The sequence below is a fragment of the Rubripirellula tenax genome (assembly GCF_007860125.1).
Classification (GTDB): domain Bacteria; phylum Planctomycetota; class Planctomycetia; order Pirellulales; family Pirellulaceae; genus Rubripirellula; species Rubripirellula tenax.
In genome coordinates this window covers 305,611-324,438 of record NZ_SJPW01000006.1, presented here as the reverse complement: position 1 = coordinate 324,438, position 18,828 = coordinate 305,611, and the positions used below count along the sequence as shown (strand labels likewise).

General features: G+C 56.5%; 14 protein-coding genes and 2 pseudogenes. 10 read left to right on the top strand and 6 right to left on the bottom strand.

All coding sequences use genetic code 11. From position 1 onward, the window contains the following. The first annotated feature begins 423 nt into the window (after positions 1 to 423). Positions 424 to 1,851, top strand: a complete 1,428-nt coding sequence (locus Poly51_RS22100) for a sulfatase-like hydrolase/transferase (RefSeq protein ID WP_146460203.1) — start codon at positions 424 to 426, stop codon at positions 1,849 to 1,851. A gap of 74 nt (positions 1,852 to 1,925) precedes the next feature. Here the strand turns inward: Poly51_RS22100 and Poly51_RS22095 are convergent, their stop codons facing one another. Further along, complete coding sequence (locus Poly51_RS22095) at positions 1,926 to 2,636, bottom strand: hypothetical protein (protein WP_146460201.1); 711 nt, start codon at positions 2,634 to 2,636, stop codon at positions 1,926 to 1,928. Between the two features lie 266 nt (positions 2,637 to 2,902). On the opposite strand from Poly51_RS22095, the gene Poly51_RS22090 reads away from it, so the two are divergent. The 3 genes from Poly51_RS22090 to Poly51_RS22080 all read left to right on the top strand — a co-directional run bounded on the left by Poly51_RS22090 (position 2,903) and on the right by Poly51_RS22080 (position 6,071). Then, a complete protein-coding gene (locus tag Poly51_RS22090) occupies positions 2,903 to 3,616 on the top strand; it encodes a sugar-binding protein (protein ID WP_146460200.1) in 714 nt (237 codons plus the stop codon). A gap of 176 nt (positions 3,617 to 3,792) precedes the next feature. After that, positions 3,793 to 4,857: a hypothetical protein gene (locus tag Poly51_RS22085; protein WP_186775719.1), complete on the top strand. Its 1,065-nt coding sequence runs from the start codon at positions 3,793 to 3,795 to the stop codon at positions 4,855 to 4,857. After that, positions 4,854 to 6,071, top strand: a complete 1,218-nt coding sequence (locus tag Poly51_RS22080; protein WP_246114686.1) for a purple acid phosphatase family protein — start codon at positions 4,854 to 4,856, stop codon at positions 6,069 to 6,071. The genes Poly51_RS22085 and Poly51_RS22080 overlap by 4 nt, the downstream gene beginning before the upstream one ends. Positions 6,072 to 6,139: 68 nt before the next feature. Here the strand turns inward: Poly51_RS22080 and deoC are convergent, their stop codons facing one another. From deoC to Poly51_RS22055, 5 genes are all read right to left on the bottom strand, one after another. Beyond that, positions 6,140 to 6,865 carry a deoxyribose-phosphate aldolase gene (deoC, locus tag Poly51_RS22075; RefSeq protein ID WP_146460198.1) on the bottom strand — a complete coding sequence of 242 codons (726 nt, stop codon included), beginning with the start codon at positions 6,863 to 6,865 and terminating at the stop codon, positions 6,140 to 6,142. Between the two features lie 66 nt (positions 6,866 to 6,931). Next, on the bottom strand, positions 6,932 to 8,107 hold the full coding sequence (locus Poly51_RS22070; protein ID WP_146460195.1) for a Gfo/Idh/MocA family protein: 1,176 nt from the start codon (positions 8,105 to 8,107) through the stop codon (positions 6,932 to 6,934). After that, a complete protein-coding gene (locus Poly51_RS22065) occupies positions 8,104 to 8,874 on the bottom strand; it encodes a GntR family transcriptional regulator (RefSeq protein ID WP_146460193.1) in 771 nt (256 codons plus the stop codon). Before Poly51_RS22065 ends, Poly51_RS22070 begins: the two co-directional genes overlap by 4 nt. Positions 8,875 to 9,064: 190 nt before the next feature. Beyond that, entirely contained in the window at positions 9,065 to 9,619 is a 555-nt protein-coding gene (locus Poly51_RS22060) for an RNA 2'-phosphotransferase (RefSeq protein WP_146460191.1), read from the bottom strand. Between the two features lie 105 nt (positions 9,620 to 9,724). Then, positions 9,725 to 10,369 (bottom strand): hypothetical protein, encoded by a 645-nt coding sequence (locus tag Poly51_RS22055; RefSeq protein WP_146460190.1) that lies wholly within the window; start codon positions 10,367 to 10,369, stop codon positions 9,725 to 9,727. Between the two features lie 164 nt (positions 10,370 to 10,533). Between Poly51_RS22055 and Poly51_RS31885 the strand changes: the two are divergent. The 6 genes and pseudogenes from Poly51_RS31885 to Poly51_RS22035 all read left to right on the top strand — a co-directional run. Further along, positions 10,534 to 12,066: pseudogene (locus Poly51_RS31885) on the top strand (DUF1587 domain-containing protein); the annotation flags it as partial. 54 nt (positions 12,067 to 12,120) lie between these two features. Further along, a pseudogene (locus Poly51_RS31880) lies at positions 12,121 to 12,537 on the top strand (DUF1592 domain-containing protein); the annotation flags it as partial. Continuing rightward, on the top strand, positions 12,517 to 13,245 hold the full coding sequence (locus tag Poly51_RS31875; RefSeq protein WP_390621805.1) for a DUF1588 domain-containing protein: 729 nt from the start codon (positions 12,517 to 12,519) through the stop codon (positions 13,243 to 13,245). The pseudogene Poly51_RS31880 and the gene Poly51_RS31875, both read left to right, overlap by 21 nt. 70 nt (positions 13,246 to 13,315) lie before the next feature. After that, positions 13,316 to 14,671 carry a DUF1552 domain-containing protein gene (locus tag Poly51_RS22045; RefSeq protein WP_146460188.1) on the top strand — a complete coding sequence of 452 codons (1,356 nt, stop codon included), beginning with the start codon at positions 13,316 to 13,318 and terminating at the stop codon, positions 14,669 to 14,671. Positions 14,672 to 14,784: 113 nt separating this feature from the next. Further along, entirely contained in the window at positions 14,785 to 17,028 is a 2,244-nt protein-coding gene (locus tag Poly51_RS22040; RefSeq protein ID WP_315853677.1) for an outer membrane protein assembly factor BamB family protein, read from the top strand. A 139-nt stretch (positions 17,029 to 17,167) separates the two neighbouring features. Beyond that, positions 17,168 to 17,875 (top strand): LolA family protein, encoded by a 708-nt coding sequence (locus Poly51_RS22035; RefSeq protein WP_146460186.1) that lies wholly within the window; start codon positions 17,168 to 17,170, stop codon positions 17,873 to 17,875. The last annotated feature ends 953 nt before the right edge of the window (positions 17,876 to 18,828 follow it).

The following is an 18,828-nucleotide window of genomic DNA, read 5'->3' as shown; positions in this document are numbered from 1 at the left end:
CGATAGCGATCCGGTGGTCCCAGCAATCGGGACGCCCTCAGCGGCGAAACGCCTTCTTAGGGCAAGCCGAGTGCATCACCGACGGCTGTTCCAAGAATGCATCCGATGATCGCTTCGCGGTTCACGAGACCTACTCTCCCAAGGTGATGGACGTGTGGTTTCCGCCTAGATTTTCGTTCTGTGGGACTTCGGCGACAACCGGATGATTGCGAACCTGCGGATACGTTCTAATTGAGGACGACGATGTGCAACGCCGGCGACATGTTCTTGCGATGTTGCCATCCTCCGACCGACTTCCACTGCAATTTCGATCGACGCACTTCTTCTAACGCTGCCGCTTTCGTCTGGTAATCGCATGTTCGTGGGGAACTTCGATTCCAAAGAAGGTTGGCGGGCGGCGGATAAGACTCTCACGGAGAAAAAATGAGACATCCATTGATAGCGATCACTGCCGCCGTCCTATCGGTGCTGGTTTGCCAAACGCTTCACGCGGAGTCCACAAGGCCCAATGTCGTCTTGATCATGGCCGATGATGTCAGCTGGGAGTGCTTTGGTTGCTACGGAGCCCAGGACTATCAGACGCCGAACATCGACCGTCTAGCAGCCGAAGGTGTTCGATTCAGCCACTGCTACTCGACGCCGATCTGTACTCCGTCGCGAGTCGAGATCATGACGGGAGAGTATAGCTTTCGTAATTACACGCACTTTGGCTACCTCAACCCTAGCGAGAAGACATTTGGTCAGTTGCTGCAGTCGGCCGGATACAAAACCGCGATTGCGGGAAAGTGGCAGCTCAACGGGCTGTACCACAAAGCCGAAGGGTTCAACGACAACACGCGACCGCAGAAGTCGGGGTTTGACGAGTACTGTCTCTGGCAAGTGACGAAAGGCAAGAACGCCAAAGACGGCGGCGGCGAGCGTTTCTGGAGTCCTCCGCTGGAGCAAAACGGAAAGTTGCTGACGGCCGACGAGAACGCTGGAAAATATGGACCGGATATCATGTCCGATTTTGTCTGCGACTTTATCGACCGTTACCGCACCGAGCCATTCTTTGTCTATTACCCGACGGTCTTGGTTCACGACCCGTTTGTGCCCACTCCCGATTCGATTGGTGATGCGCCGCGAACGCAAGCCGCAAACAAGGGGCCCAAGAACCCTGGCGAGAAAAAAGAGAACTTCGTTGCGATGGTCAGCTATCTCGACAAAGTCATTGGCAAAATTGTTGCCAAGCTCGAAACGGTCGGTGCGATCGAAAACACGATCATCCTGTTCACGGCCGACAACGGGACCAATCGTCAGATTCGATCGAGTTGGAATGGCCAAACCGTTTCCGGTGGCAAGGGAACGACAACGGACATGGGAACGCATGTCCCGTTTGTCGCTTATTGGAAAGGCCATACGCCCAACGGCGCGGTGTTCGACGACTTGGTCGATTTCACCGATTTTTATGCATCGCTAGCGGATGCCGCCGGCATTCCACTTGCCGACGACGACCCGTTCGATGGGCGAAGTTTCATTCCGCGGTTAAGAGGGGAATGGGGCAACCCGCGCGATTGGACTCTCCTGCACTACCAACCATATTGGGGCAAGGCCGTTGGCGGACAGTACGTGCGCGACCAGCGTTTCAAACTGTACCGTGACGGTCGATTTTTCGACGTCCCCAATGATCTGACGGAAACACATAGCCTTGAAACGCAGGGTTCCGGCACGTCGCCTGCTGATGTCGCACGGCGCAAACTCGGCCTCGTGCTAGAGCGAGCGCCGGCGGCACCGCTCAAGAAAGGCGGCCCGGACGCAGTCGACCGGCCGACGTATCCGGATTGGAAAAACATCCACAACCCAAACGACTAGGGAATCGCGGGAACACCGCCGGGCTGTGCATTAACGCTGCGACTAGCGGTCAGGTCTTCGCTCAAGTTTCGTCGTTAGAGCTGGGGCGGGATCGCACGCGGTGTCAGCTCGAGTGGCGGAATGATATCCAACGTCTTTGGTTTGTCGGGATCCGTCTTTTCAATGAAGCCGTCTAGGATTCCGAAATAGCCCTGCAAGGCTGCTCCGCTGGGCCCCAGATCATCCATCAACTCCTTCAATTGATCTCTCGCGTCGATCGCTTCGTTGCGAATATCGTTGATGGACAGCGAACCGTTCATCAATCCTGACACACGATCTTGAAAGTGGTTTTGCACGGCGGGACTACCGAACCCCGGAAGCATTCCATGCAACTGGTTCATCATTTTCGAGTCGACGCCGACTCGGCGAAGTTCTTCGACGGCATCTTCGGCCGTCGCGTGACGCTTTGCACCTTTTTCGAGCTCGCGAATTTTCTTCTTGTTCAGTTCCGGATTCACCAGCCGATCGATCACTTCTTCGGGCGACTCGGGGGCCGCTTCGGTGCCGTCGGCCATGATGCGTTTGCCACCTCGTTTTTCACCCAACTCGATGGCGTGTACTTGATGTCGGGGCACCGTAATTTCTCCGATCACTTTGTGCCGAAACTTCACGTGCTCACGTGTCATTTCAATAACGTCACCCTCGATCTCGTCGCCGTTGGAAAGCTGTAAGCGGTCTGCGCTGGCAACCAGCGGCAACGCGAGACTGGAGAGACAAAACATCGCGACAAGTCGAATCCAATACATCGCACACCTCAAGGGTTGATCTGAAAGGACGTACGAACCCGTACGTCTATCACTCATTGTCACGCCCTTGCACGCAGCAAGCAAGTCAAATCGCGTGCGTAACGGGTCGAATGGACGTGCAAATCGGGAATCCGCGGATGCTGCAACTTTCAAACGATGCCGCAGTTTACCGCTAGAGGCCCGAGGACCACTCCCTGCAGTCGGTAGCGTAGAATGCGTGTCGTTGAAATTTTCAAGTCCAGAGTCTTCGATCCAAGGTAACCGAAATGTTGCGAGCTATCAGTTTTGCCGTTGCTTCCATCTCCATTTGCTTTAGTCCATGTATTGCTCGCGCCGGTGACGAGGCAGATACCGAAGCCAAAACGGCGACCGAATCGGACAGCAGTGCGGTGAAGGGCGTCGTGGCAATCGCGGCGGCGGGATCGCCAGTCATTGACGGTGAGATCGACGAAGTGTGGAGTACGGCAACGGCAATCAAAGTGGATAAGCCGATCACCGATCTGACTCAGGTTTCGAAAGAAGAAATGTCAACCGGCGAAGTGCGCGTTCTCTGGAGCAGCGATAAGCTATCGGTATTGTGGCAAGTTTCCGATAAGGAGCTGTCGGCGATTTCCAGTGAAGATTGGGCGCAAGACTCCATTGAACTTTTCGTGGATCGAAACCATGAAGCGACGGCGTCCTACCAAGACGATGATGCTCAGTACAGGGTCAACTTCAAGGGCCAGGTCAGCGGACGTGGTCTCGGATTCGTGGAATCGGATGTCAAGGCAGTCAGCAAAAAGACGGATACCGGGTATCTGGTTGAGATGTCGATCAACATGACCGATTCGCCACTTCACGCTGGCGATCATCTTGGACTTGAGCTTCAAGTCAACAATGACGACGGCAGCGGTGAACGCGTCTCGGTAGCGAAATGGAGTCACGCGGAAAACGATTCTTTTGAAAGCACCGAGAATTTCGGCACCCTGACGCTGAAGTAGACTCGCGCTGATTACCGTTTGCTTCGTGAAAACTGCACGAAGCAAACGGTTGGTAGGTTTCCGGCCTGCTTTCTGGCCCAACGTCGTGGCCGGATCGATTTTGCTGGCACGTTGTCGAATGGAATCGCATCGAGCACATCGCCTTGCGATTCCCCAGCGATTAGAGTGTCGGGAACATGAATTCCCCTCCATCGCATCGCGAATCCTCGCGAGACCAAGCCCGCCAACGATTTCTCACCCCAACAACCACCACAGCGATGTGGTGGTTGCGTTGGGTTGTGCTGATCCAGTGCATCGGAGTCGTCGGACGCTATTTGCTTTCGTCGGTAGAAACCGAAAGCGACATCTATGGCTGGCTCTACTTCGACCTTCACTGGCCGGAGTCTTTGTGCCAAGGCATTGACGACTTTGGCATGGTACTGACTCTTGTTGCGGCAGTCGTGATTGGTGTCGCCGGATGGTGTCGTTCGAAATGCGATCCAGTTTCGATCGTTGCGTCGATCGCTCATTGGTCCGACCAGGTCGCGTTGGTGTGGGTGGCCGTTTGGATGTTGGCGTTGTCTCTTGCACACATGATCCGAGCGTCTGTCTACGGCGAACTGGCACTGGCCGAGCACGCGGTTCGCTATGCGGCGCCGATCGCTTTGCTAATGTTGTCTTGGCGGCCTGTGTCGATGGGTCATCCGGTCGGCGAACCCAGCAGCCTGTTGAAAAAGGGGTCTGACCCTCTCCGACGTTTCGAATTCACAATGTTGCAGCAACGTCTCCAAAGGGTCAGACCCCTTTTTCAACAGGCTGCTAGTCGCGGTCGTGGCAAGATGGCTTTGTCGGTGCTTGTGCTGGCCGCGGCGGCCACGTTTCTTGCTCATGGCTACAAGGCGATGGAATGTTACGCCCCCTTTACGGACTTGATCCTGCTGTCGGACCTTCAATGGACCGGTTTCGGGTTCAGCCAGTCCACCGCCGAACGGGCACTCGTCGCCATCGGCGTTCTTGACGCTATCGTTGCCATTGCCCTGGTTGTGTTTCGATTTCGAATCGCAGCAGCCTACATGGCGATTTGGGGATGGGTCACCGCAGCAAGTAGAATGTCCGCGTTGGGATTGGATGCATGGCCCGAAACAGTGCTTCGCGCGGCGAATGGTGGCGTTCCGTTTGTGATCTTGCTGCTCCTTGTTGCTCAACTTGCTGCGCAGCAACATTCCGCTCAACAGAATTCCGCTCAATTTGAATCCGAATGACTATGACCATACCGTTTCACTATTTCCTGACCCTCTTGTTTGCTGGCGCTCTCCTGACATCACAACCAAGTGCTTTCGCCGACGCACCGCTGGCCGGCACGGCACCGGCCCAGTGGCGAGTTGTATGGTCCGACGACCCTACCACGACGGCCACAATTGCCTGGAGCACAAAGTCGGCTGGTCGCGATCATTCGGTTCGCTTTAAGGCCAAAGACAGCGACGACGGGGACGCGACCACGCTTGCCGAGTCGGGGCGTTACACGGGCGGTTCGTTTGAGCTTTACTATCACCATTCAAAGCTAACCGATCTGCGCCCAGGCACTGCGTACGAGATTCAAATGATCAGCGATACCGAGTCGTCACCGGTTTTTTATTTCGTCACAGCGTCCGACACCGATCGCGAGTTCAGTATTTTGCATGGTGGCGATTCGCGTTCAGATCGAGATGCCCGTCGCCGAGTCAACACGATGATCTCCGAGATGGCTGAAGCCTCCTTCGACAACGACGATCCTGCCGACGACATCATTGCTTTTGCACACGGGGGCGACTACGTCGTATCGGGGACGAAGATGGAGCTCTGGTCGGTGTGGATGTCTGATCATGAATTGACCACAATGACCGATGGACGACTGCTGCCGATCATTCCCGCGCGTGGAAATCATGACAAGGGTAAGCCCTTCAATAAAGTCTTCGGATTCCCCGATGGCGACTTGAACTATTACGGCATCAGTATCGGACCCAAAGTTCGAATGGTCACGCTGAATTCAGAAATCAGTACCGCGGGGGACCAAGCCACTTGGCTGAATGAAGAACTCTCGCGATCTCGGGCAAACCACCGTTGGCTTTTGGCACAGTACCATCGTCCGGTCTATCCGGCTGTCAAAGAAGCCGGCGCGGGGCTGAAGACGTGGGTGCCCCTGTTTGAAAAATTTGACGTTGATTTGGTTTGCGAAGCCGACGGACACAACATCAAACGCACCGTTCCGATTCGCGACGGACAGTTGGACCAGACCGGAGTCGTTTACATCGGCGAGGGCGGCCTGGGAGTTCCCCAGCGGACTCCGAAGACGGATCGCTGGTTCATTCAATCACCTGGCATGGCGGACCAGGGACACCACGTGTTCGTTTTGACATTCGGGAAAGACGCGATGCACGGAAAATGCGTTCTGGAAGGCGGCAAAATCCGCGACGAATTCACGCGTCAACCGCGTTGATCGCCCAACAGCGTTAGCGTTTCGGTAAGCCGAATATCGGCGGTCGCGTTCGTAGGCGTGGCGTTGAGTCAGTATCCGGATGCGTCATTGGCCGTCGCTTCGATCGCGGACAGACCCAAACGCTTTCGCGCCTCGCCAAGCATCTCGGCCGTACGACTGGCGCCGCACCGTGTCACGCCCAACGCTCGGACGGCGAGCAACGCATCCAGATCACGCACTCCGCCGGCTGCTTTGACCTGAACATGATCACCGGCGTGCTCACGCATCAGTTTCAAGTCTTCGTGCGTCGCTCCGCCGGGCGCGTATCCTGTCGATGTCTTCACCCAGTCGGCGTTTAGTTCAGTGCAGATTTTGCAGAGCGAGATTTTCTGGTCGTCGTTCAGATACGCATTTTCAAAGATGACCTTTACCTTCTGGCCGGCGGCATGTGCGACTTCGATCACCGCTGCGATGTCGTTGCGGACGTAGTCCCAATCGCCAGAGAGGACCTTTGAAACGTTGACAACCATGTCCAGTTCTTGGCAGCCGTCCGCGATCGCCCGGACCGCCTCGGCTCGCTTGATTTCCGTCGTATGGCCGCCGTGGGGGAACCCGATCGTCGTGGACGCCTTCACGTCCGTCCCCTTCAACACCTCGGCACAGCGTTTCAAGTGGTACGGCATGATGCAAACGCTGGCGACGTCGTATGCGATCGCCAACTGAATACCTTGTTCCAGATCCTTCACCGCCAGCGTTGGATTGAGCAGCGAATGGTCGATCATTTTCGAAACGTCGTGATAGGTGTAGTCCGACATCGTGAAGTCTCTTTAGAGAAAGTGAAGGCCGAATTCGAGTCGACCGAAACTGGGTAAACCAGACGTTTAGCAGCCGCACGAAACCCATGTTTGTTGACGATGGCTGTCAAGGATTGCTTCGCACAACAGAACTTCGCGATGGCCGTCGGCAAATGTCGGAAACGGTCGCGGAGCCGAAAGGTCACCCGCGTCGATGTAGCCATAAAACGATTTGAACAACTGTTTGAACGTATCAGGGAAGCCTTCGCAGTGGCCGCCGGGATAATTCGCAATGCCGCCAGCCGACGGGTGCATCATGGCGGGATCGCGAACCAATTGCTCGCCTGGTCTGTCGCGGTGGCCAATCCAGAGACTGTTCGGTTGCTCGCTGTTCCACGACAAAGCTTGCTTGCTGCCAGCGATTTCATACCGCAGACAGTTTTTGCGACCCGCGGTGACTTGCGAGACATGCAAACAGCCACGACTGCCGTCCGCAAAACGCAACAAGATCGAACCGGCGTCTTCGGTATCGATGGAAACCGGTTCGGTCTCACCGCTTGCATCGTCGGAAAACGTCAACGAACCACCGACTTGTCGCTGTCGCGTTGCATGAACCGTTTGCAGATCAGCACACACGGCCACGATCTTGTTGCCGCTGATGAACTGAACCAAGTCGAGCCAGTGTGTGCCGATGTCCGCGACCGCGCGTAACGCACCGCCAACGTCAGCCATCACACGCCAGTTGAAATCGGTTTCCTTCAACAACCAATCCTGAACATAGGATCCGGTGATGTGCAATACATCGCCAAAATCCGGGGCGGACACCCGCGCCGCAGCCTCATGGCAAAGCGGATAAAAGCGGATGTTGTAGGCGACGCCTGCAACGACTCCGGAGCGCTCGGCGAGCTCAACCAACTGTTGCGATTGCTCCGAATTCATCGCAAGCGGTTTCTCGCACATCACATGCTTGCCAGCCTTAATGACCGCCGTCGCTTGTTCGAAGTGAAAGCGATTCGGTGTTGTTAGGTGTACTGAGTCGACGGAATCATCGGCTAAGACTTCGTCGAGCGAAGCGTAGCCGCGCGCAAGTCCCAACGACTTGGCCGCCGCGATCGATTTCTGTGGCGTCGAACCTAAGATCCCGATGACATCGACACCCGTCCGGCCGAGGGCTTCAACATGCACGGGCCCAATGAAGCCCGTGCCGACGACGACGGCGGTGGGTTTGCGTTTCGTCGATAAATCGTTCGCGGTATCGGTCATCGCAATTTTCCTCGCGCCGGCGTGGCGGTTTGAATCGGGCCAAGACGGCTATGAAATTCGTACTGGTCACCTCGATAAAGTGTCCTCTCCCACCACAGTGGAGTGCGTTCGTTGTTGTCTAGGAACCCGACCGCCGTGACTTCGATGGCAGGCGATTTGGAAGGAACGGCCAGCAGTTTCGCTTCCGAAGGCTTGAGTGAAACCGCGCGAATGATTTCGTCCGCACCAGCAATCGCCAACGAATTCGTATCGGAGAAAGCTTCGTACAACGAACCCGCCACCTGTGCCTTGGTCAGTTTCGGACAAAGATCGGCCACGATGTATCGATGCTCCAGAATGACGGGCACTTTGTCCGCCGAACGTAGACGCTGTAACTGCCACAGCGTCGCTGCTTGCGCAAGATCGAGGGCTTCAACGACCTTCGCGTCGACGGAAACTGCTAAGCACTTGGCGAAAGAAAGTACTTTGGTCGTCGGCTTCTTTCCAGCGGCGTTTGCCTTTTCGGTGAAGCTGACCAGCGAGCGAACGTCATAGTTGATCAGATCACGCCTGACGAACGTCCCGACGCCGCGACGGAATTCGAGCAAGCCTTCGGAAACCAAGCTCGCGAGCGCCTTGTTCGCCGTTGCGCGACTGACGTCGAACCGCTCGCTGATCTCTCGTTCGGTCAGAAACTTGGAACCGCGCCGATACTCGCCTCCCAACGACTCGCGCAGGCGGTCGTTGAGTTGCTGGTAAACAGGATGGCGTTGAAGACGGGTATCCAAGAGCTTGCGCCCAAAATATCGGCTTGGGAAATGATCGATCGGCTAAGACTCGCGATCGGGCCTGATGAACGCGTGGCTAAGCCACTGTAGGACCAGAGCTCGGGCTACGCAAGTATGGAATCGGCTATCTCAAATTACTTTCGAAGGCTCGCGTGAGTCCTCATCCATCGCCGACACGCTGCGGGGTCCGTCATGATGGGAATCGCAGATACTGCGTCGGTACTGCATCGGTCAGCCAAACACCGTTTGCCGACAGGTAAAACTGATGCCCGTCTCGTTGCATCTGACCCGCGACGATGCGAAGGATGATGGGCGTGCCTCGCCTTAAACCCACCTTGATCGCGGTCGCTTCGTCGGCTGATAGATGCACATGATTCCGCGAACGTCTTTGCAAACCACGGATGCGAATGCTCTCGATGAACGGCGCGACGGTTCCGTGATAGAGGATGTCGGGCGGCGTTTGCTCATCAAGTTTTAAATCAACGCCTGAGATGGAGTGACCTTGGCTGGCTCGAATCCGAAGCCCGTCATCGCTCAAGGCAAACCGTTGCTTGTCACTCGTCGCGACGACCTCATGCAGCAGTTCCAGGGTAAGGTGCTTCCCTCGTTCATTCGCGCTTGCAATAAGATCTCTGATGCTCAACCATCCTTCTTCGTCCAGCGTCATACCGACGACTTCGGGTTTGTGACGAAGAACCAAGCTAAGGAATTTGCTTGTCGATACGCGGTTTTTTTCTGCACTCATAACCCGGATTCTATCAAAGCGGCAGGGACCACTATTCGTTCAACAGCGATGGCCGCGATGGCGTGTTTGTGTCATCGGCACTCGTGCCGCCCCATCTCGTGTTCACTAGAACTGAAACGAGAATCCCGAGCGTCGTCCGCCGCCGAACGAGATTCCGAATCCGCTGCCGCGACGGATGTCATCGCGTGTGTTGCGAACTGGCGGTCCATTCCAATAAAGCGATTGGGTTCGTGGGGCGTATCGGATCGGGTCCGGCACGGCCACTCGGCGACTGGTGATCACGTTTCGGTTGTCGCAAGCGAATCGACGCAAGTCGCGAAGATCGTCCTGCAGGTGATGGATCGCGTCTTCGATCGAGTGCAGCAACCGGCCGACGTGAGCGGTGTTGCCATAAATCCGACCGTTGCCGAATCGAGCTTCGCGTTCAATCGCATGAAACAATCCTTCGAGGTGGTGGAACTTTGCGTCCAACTGGGCGACGTCCGATTCCATGTGCACCAATTCGCCATGGTGGTGCGCCAAGTCATGAATGTGGTCGGCCAGACGCGCCATGTCGCGAGTGTCATCGAGCAAATGCCGGTACTGGGGTGTGTGACGGTAGTGGCTGCTTTCCAGAACCAACAGTTTCGTTTCGCGAGCAATCTGCAGCGCCAACAGATCGATGTGGCGGTAAGTATCGGCAAAGGCCGAACCGGCGAAAACGCACATGGTCAAAGCGACGGAGGCGATTGCTTGGTAGAAGGTTGCCATCGTAATTTTCCTGAACTCGTGGGGGGATTTGTCGAGCGTCGCCGCGACGTCGGACGCTCTTCTAACTTTGCATCGCCCGTGCCAATCGGTTTCACCCGCCCCAAAGCATCGCAAAAGGCCGTAAATCACGATTGTTTCACGTCCCTGCGGTAATCAGCCCGACCATGGGCAAGTGTCGTCAAAGTGATCTGGTCCCGATTGAGTGTGGTCAAACCGACGGCATTCGGTGGCTTCACCGCAAACGGAACCGGCATGGAAAACCAGTACTGGAATCTCGCCGGCAGCGTACATTGTCACAATCGTCGAGCGAGACTTCGTCACGACGTTCCCCGCCTAAAACACTTCTGTTTCGACGCATGACGCCCAATCCTCGCCCGATTCGTATTCAAATCCTTCGTTTGTTGGTGGCAGTCGCGTGTTTGGTGCCTTCGGTATCATCCGCGAACGACGACACGCCCTCGACCGAAGGCCACCATCGGTACCTGGTCGATCTAGAAGAACTTCGCGGTCGGTTCGAAGACAGTTGTTTTGGATGCCACGGCGATGGTGGCGAAGAGGGCGGATTCAGTTTTGATAAGCTGGCCGAGGGCGGTTACGGCGAACAGACGCTCGATCGCTGGGAGGCGGTTTGGAAAAACATCCGCGCCGAAACGATGCCTCCGGCCGACGAGATGCAGCCCGATCCGAGCGAACGGCTCGGTTGGGTCAACTGGATTCAAAAAGAGGTCTTCCAACTCGACCCGCGCCAAATCGATCCCGGCAAAGTCGTGCTGCGTCGGTTGAACCGGTCGGAGTATCGCGAAACGATTCGGCAGCTGACGGACGTCGAATTCGATACGACCGAAGCGTTCCCGGCGGACGACACGGGGTACGGATTCGACACGATTGGCGAGGTGCTGCACATCTCGCCGGTGCTGTTAGAAAAGTACCTGGCCGCGGCGGAAACGATTGTTTCGAAAGCGATCCCGTTGGACGGCCCGACGCCGCCCGAACAGCGGCACTGGAGCGACCATTTTCGGCTCGAGTCCCCCGAGGGGCCCAAGGCCGAAGGTGTCAAGTTCATCGACATCCGCGAGTTTCATTTGGTGAAGTGGACGGGAAAAGCGGGGACCTTCGACATCGTGGTTCGGTGGGAACTGGACGGTGCCTGGACCAACACCGATCAAACCGCCAATTTGAAATTACGCCGTCACATCGAAGCCAAAGACGGTGGCGAAGCGACCATTGTTGACCTCGACCATGCCCAGGCCGGTTTCCTTTTCGAAACCAACGGCGAATTGCGAGGGTCGTTTGCGGCGATTGACGAACCGGTGCACCTGAGCGTGGTGTTTGAACCGACGTCCACGGACACAAAATCGAAACAGGCCGACAACCCATCGCCGGCCCCGTACACGTTTCGAATTTCCTATGCCGACATGATCGGGCCGACGGACGGCGACGTCCAAGAGTATCGAAGGGGCGGCGACATTTTGGTCGGCGGTCCACCGCCCAAGGACGCCGACGACGCGACTTTGGATCAGATGACGCGTGGCGTGATTAAGAATTTTGCGGGCCGCGCGTTTCGTCGGCCCATCGATGATCGGACACTCGACCGATTGGTCACCATTTCGAACCAGGCTCGAAATCAGCCCGGCGGCAATTACGAACGGGGAATCGCCGCGTCGTTGAAGTTGGTCCTGGCGTCGCCTCGTTTCCTGTTTCGGATCGAACAACCGTTGGTCGCCGATCGTTTGGCTTCGTTGCCGCCCGACATGCCGATGTCGCCACTGGGTGACCCGATCGACGACTTCGCACTCGCGTCGCGGATGAGCTATTTCCTGTGGGGCGGTCCGCCCGACGACGAATTGATTCGGGCGGCGACGGCGGGCACGTTGCGGCAAGAACTCGACGCGCAAATCAAACGCATGATTGGCGACGAGTGGCGGATGCGAACGGGCGTTGCCAATTTCGTGGGCCAGTGGTTGAAGACGCGCGACGTGATGGACAAGCCCATCGACGTTCGGCGCGTGTTGGCCTATCGCGGCGACAGGGACGTGTTCTCGTGGGCCGTTCGCGATGGAATGAAGCGCGAAACCGAAATGATGTTTCGGTATCTGATCGAAAAGGATCGTCCGGCCGAAGAATTGTTGAACGCTAACTACACGTTCATGAACGAGTCACTGGCAAAGTTTTACGGAATTGAGGGCGTTCATGGCGGCGACATGCAAAAGGTCACGTTACCTGAAGACAGCCACCGAAAAGGCATTCTGACCCACGGCTCGGTCTTGCTGGTGACCAGCAACCCGACGCGCACCAGCCCGGTGAAACGCGGCTTGTTTATCTTGGAAAATCTATTGGGCACACCGGCACCGCCGGCGCCACCGAACGTGCCGGCGTTGGAAGAATCCAAGAGCGGCGATATGAAGAACGCATCGCTGCGCGAGATTCTTGAATTTCATCGCCGCGAGCCCATGTGTGCTTCGTGTCACAGTCGGATGGATCCGCTGGGTTTGGCACTGGAAAACTACAACGCGATCGGTCAATTCCGCGAGATGGAATGGGGAATGCCCGAACATCGCGGCCGTGAAGCCGAACCGGACAAAGCGATCGATCCGACGGGCGTTCTGATGACGGGCGAGAAGTTCGAATCGGTTATCCAGTTGGCCGACGTGCTGGCGAATGAACGCCGTGACGACTTCTATCGATGCTTGACCGAAAAGATGTTGGTGTTTGCTTTGGGACGCGGATTGACGTCGACCGATGCGACCACGGTCGACCAAATCGTGTCCCAGTTGAAAACCGATGAGGGACGCATGCAATCCTTGATCGGTTCGATCATTCGCAGCGTTCCGTTCACTCACGTTCCCAAGTCCGATTCCGTCGCCGCTTATCCTTGAGTTCACGTTTTGGCGTTCGCGAAACGAAACGCCATCCGGTCCCACCTCAAAACCCATTTGCAAATCGAACATGAAATCACGCACCGTGGCATCCACCGTTTCCCACAGCCGCCGACGATTCTTGAAAGCATCGGGACTCTCGATGGCGTTGCCGTTTTTGCCAAGCCTAAACGGTGCCGCCAACGCCGCGGCGACCAGCGGTGAATCGATGCGACTGTGTTACGTCTACGTCCCCAACGGCGTCAACATGGAACACTGGCGACCGCAGGGCGAAGGCAGCGATTTTCAGTTCAACCGATCGACGAAAGCACTCGAACCGTTCCGGGATTCGTTGCGATTCATCACGGGTTTGGAACATCGCGAGGCCTACATTCACCGTGATGGCGCGGGTGACCACGCACGGGCGGGTGCTTCGTTCTTGACCGCCGCGCGTCCGCACAAGACATCGGGCGCCGACATCCACGTCGGCGTCTCGGCCGACCAAGTCGTGGCGAAGAAGATCGGTGTCGACACGCGATTGCCGTCGCTGGAATTGTCTTGCGACGGAGTTCGCAGCAGTGGCGAATGCGACTCGGGATACTCGTGTGCGTACCAGTTCAACTTGGCGTGGTCCGATGAACGGACGCCGGTGTCGCCAGAATCCAATCCGCGTTTGGTGTTCGAACGTTTGTTCGGCGACGGATCGCATGGCGAGCGAACGGGAAACTATGCCCGGCGGCAGGCACGGCAAGAATCGGTGATCGACTTTTTGCGGGAAGAGGCGGAATTTTTGACACGTCAAATGGGCATCGATGACCGACGCAAATTGGACGAATACGTGACCGGTGTTCGCGAAATCGAAACGCGAATCGAAAAAGCGGAACGCTTCGGAATGCCCGTCGATCCCGACTATCCCACGCCGGCGGGAGTCCCCGACAGCTATCGCGATCACATGCGTTTGATGATGGATGTGATGTCGTTGGCGCTCGCGACGGATACGACGCGAGTATCGACGTTGATGCTGGCTCACGACGGCAGCAACCGAACGTTCAAGGACATCAACATCGGCGACGGTCACCACGACCTTTCGCACCACAAAAAAGATGCCGAACGGCTGGAAAAGATCGCTAAGATCGACACGTTCTACAGCGAACAGTTCGCCTACCTTTTGGAAGTGATGCGGTCGCACAAGCTGGATTCGGGTTCGACGTTGTTGGACAACACGCTGCTGGTTTACGGAAGCGGTTTGAGCGACGGGGATCGACACAACCACGATGATCTTCCGATCATCTTTGCCGGCGGTGTCGCCCAGGGCATTCGCGGTGGCATTCACCAAAAACTTTCCGAGGCGACTCCGATGGCCAACTTGCACCTCGAACTGATCGAGCGGATGGGTGTCCAGCAGGGTTCGTTTGGTGACAGCACCGACCGGCTGCGCTTGGCGTAATGCTGGATCGTTGAAAACTTGCACTTTCACGATTGTTTTCCGGCGGCGGGATACTACATTTCGCAGTTGACGCTTCTGCTGTTCAGTTCCTTCCCGCCGTACTTCGTGACTCTATGAAACTAACGCCACGCTGCGTTGTCTTTTCTTTCGCTCGGTTGACAACGGCGATATCAATTCCGGCGATTGCGATCGCGATGGTCACAAGCGCCGTGGCGACGGCTGGCGACTGGACCGCATGGCGGGGGCCGAACCAAAACGGCACGATCGAAGCCTCGGGATTGATCGACAAATTCAATCCCCGCGGCGGCGCCGGCAGCAACGTGGTTTGGAAAAGCGAAGATGCGGCCGGCATTTCAACGCCGGTGGTGATGAACGGTCGCTTGTTCACCATCGTTCGCCACATGGTCGACACGCCGATCGACGCTGAAAAAGTCATTTGCCTGGACGCGTCGTCCGGCGATTTTCTGTGGCAAAACATCACCAACGTGTTTCTGTCGGACGTGCCGGCGGAACGCGTCGGTTGGTCCAACGTGACGGCGGATGTTGAAACCGATTCGGTTTTTGCACTCAGTGCGTGCTGTCTTTTGCAGCGTATCGATGCGAAGACCGGCGAAACCGTTTGGTCACATTCGCTTAGCGAAGAATACGGAATGCTTAGCACCTACGGCGGGCGAACCAACACGCCCGCGGTGTTCGAAAACTTGATCATCATCAGCGGCGTGACAACCGGTTGGGACGAAACCGCTCGCCCGGCGCACCGGTTTTTGGCGTTCGACAAATTCACCGGCGAACTGGTTTGGTTGACCAGCACCCGTCCGTTGCCCGAAGACACGACGTACAGCACGCCCGTGTTCGCAAACGTCGACGGCAAAGACGTCATGATCGCCGGATCGGGTGACGGCGGGTTGCACGGTTTTGAGCCGCGGACTGGTGCCCTGCTTTGGTCGGTGCCAATTTCGCGTCGCGGCTTGAACACGTCGGCCGTCGTCGACGGAAAGGGCAACGCGTACATCGGACAAGGCGAAGAAAACCCTGTCGGCACGTTGATGGGCGCGGTCGTTCGCGTGGATGTTCCCGCCGCCATGGCGGGTTCGAATGCGGTTGAGACTTGGCGGACGGAGGAGCTGATCGTCGGCAAGAGTTCGCCGCTTTTGATCGACGGTCGCGTTTACGTGGTCGAAGACTCGTCGAAGCTACACGTCCTAGATGCTGAAACGGGCGAAGAGATTGGCGATGGATTGAAGCTGGGAACGTCGATGCGGGGCAGCTTGATTCACGCCGACGGCAAAATTTATGCCTGCACCGGCACTGGCATTTTCTACGTCTTGAAGCCCGCCGATGATGGCGTTGAAGTGGTTTCCAAAGTGCGCTTGCCCAAGGGTCACGATGTGGGCGGTTCGCCGATCGTCGTCGGCAACCGAATCTATTTGCCGACCACCGGCGGCTTGTTCTGTTTGGCCAATGAAGGCGTTGAGGCGGCTCCGGCGACTTTGTCGATCGCGCGTCAACCCGATGCGCCCCTGACGGATACCACCGTCGCTCGATTGCAGATCGTTCCTTCGGAAGCCATCGTCGAGGCTGGCAAGATGTTGCCACTGAAAGTGTGGGCGTACAACGCCGCCGGCCAGCCTTTGGAAAACCGACCGAATGACTTGCAGTTCACCGTGACCGGAAATGCATCCGTCGACGCCGGCGGAAACTTGGTCACTCAGGCTTCGGAAAAACACATTGCCGCCGTGGTTACCGTCACGTCGGGCGATCGAACCGCAGTGGCTCGATACCGCATCATCCCGTCGTTGCCTTGGTCGTTCGACTTCAGCGACCACGAAGTTCCCGTGACTTGGATCGGTGCTCGTTATCGCCACGAAGCTCGCGATGTCGATGGCAAGCCGGCGATCGTGAAAATCACCACGATCCCCAAGGGGACACGAAGCCAGACCTGGTTTGGTCCGACCGACTTGGCCGGCTATACGGTCACGGCCGACGTGCAAGCCGCCGCAGGAGCGGCGAAGATGCCCGACATCGGTTTGATCGCCCAGCGGTACACGTTGGACATGATGGGCGAATCCCAGCAGTTGCAAATCCGAACGTGGACGGCCCAGTTGCGGATGGCCAAGAGCGTTCCGTTTCAATGGAACGCGGGAACATGGTATCGATTGAAGTTCACCGCCGCGGTCGAAGGCGACCAAGCCGTGCTGCGTGCCAAGGCTTGGCCGCGCGACGATGCGGAACCGAAGGAATGGATGTTGACGGCCACCGATGACGCACCCAATCGCAATGGCAGCCCCGGATTGTTCGGCAACTCGACCAATGCGGAAATCGCAATCGAGAACGTGACGGTCGAACCGAATCCTTAATGGGGTTCGTCGCATCTTCTACGAGAGTTCATGGGACGGTTTGTGCCGGTCGTTGAGCGAACAAACTTTGGGTGATTGTCGATGGTTGCCATTTGCCGCCACGAACGGTCAAACGACAAACGACGAATGAGGTTTCCCGATGAACGCCGTGTCGAATCGTTCCATCTTCGTCGTCGTTTCTTCGACTATTTTCTCGATTGGGTGCGATCTTCCCAGGGTTGCAAGCGACCCCAAGGCGACACAGGCCATCGAACAAATGGCGAAGGCCTACTCCGATTGTCAGTCCTACAGCGACTCCGGCACCGTCACGACAGTCTTTCATTCTGACAAGGAAGACAGGACCGTCGTCAAACACTTTTCAACAGCGATGATTCGGCCAAGCAAGTTTCGGTTCGAGTTCAATGAACAAGACGACCCAGATTCAAGGTATATCATCTGGCAGGATGGCGGCGATGTTCTCACTTGGTGGGACTTAAAGAAGCGATCCGAACGCGAGGATTCTCTTGGGATGGCGATAGCCGGGGCGACGGGTGTTTCCAGCGGATCGGCACATACTGTCCCAGCGATGCTAATGCCGGCGGAGATCGGCGGTCGTCTGATAACGGCTCTCAAATCGGCACAACTTGGCGCAAGCGAGTCATTGGGCGAACACGCTTGCCTGACTATCAAAGCATCGTATGGAGGCGACCCGATAACCATTTGGATCGACGAGCAGAGTCACTTGATTCGCCGCATCGATACCACGTCCGTCTTCGACGATTTTACAACATCCGAGACGACAATCTACGATCCTGTTGTTGACGATGAAATTGAACCAAATCGGCTAGCCTACGATGCACCCGAGTAGCGATCGGCAAACCATCGGGTGCACCGGAGAGTCGAGTTCCAGAAAATCGGGTTTACTACCAACGTGTCAGCAGCGGCGGAAACCGCCACCGTTTTCGCGTCAACCTGAAAGTCATTTCGTGCACAAAGGCTCTACTGGCCGTACCTGTGACCGGCCGTTGACTGGACGGCGGTCTCGGAACGCCAGGACTCCCTGTCAAAACGCGTCGAATAGCCTCGGCGTACACGTGAGCAGGTTTTACGATCGCTTTGCGGTGGCAAGCCACACGACTTAAACATGGGCTCAAGATGAATTTAACAGCGATTTCAGTTGTGGGCTCACTTCTACTCGCCACTTCCATCAACGCACAGACCGCTTCACTCAAGATGCGATTCGTCTTCGATGGTGCTCTACCCGCTCGAGAGACAATCGACACGCCTTCTGAATTTAACCTTGCGGAAGACTCGACCCTGGATGAGGCGCTACTGGCTGATCGAGAATCAAAAGGGATTCGGAACGTCGTTGTCTGCGTCGACACGGGACGGGGCGGCTCAAAACTCGATCTGGCTCCGCACAAGAGTCAACAGCGATGTCTGGTGATATCGAACGTGCGATTCGAACCACATATCCTTCTCGCCCGCGTGGGTGACTCGCTTCAGCTGAAGAACGTCGCCTCTGACCGCCACTGTCCGAATATTGAATTCTTCAATATGCCGATCGTAAACGTTGATCTTCAGCCAGGCGAAACAATCACTGTACCTCTTGCGGGTCCCGCATCTGCCCCAATTACAAGCAGTGCATGTCCGTGGATGAAGTCGTTCTTAGTTGTCTTGGACCATCCGTTTGCTTCCGTCAGCGACTCGACGGGTGCAGTATCCATCGACGGCCTACCTTCAGGTGCGAGTCTGACGTTCATGGCATACCATGAATCCCTTCGTCTTGATCACGTGATCGTCACAAACAAACCCACCCAA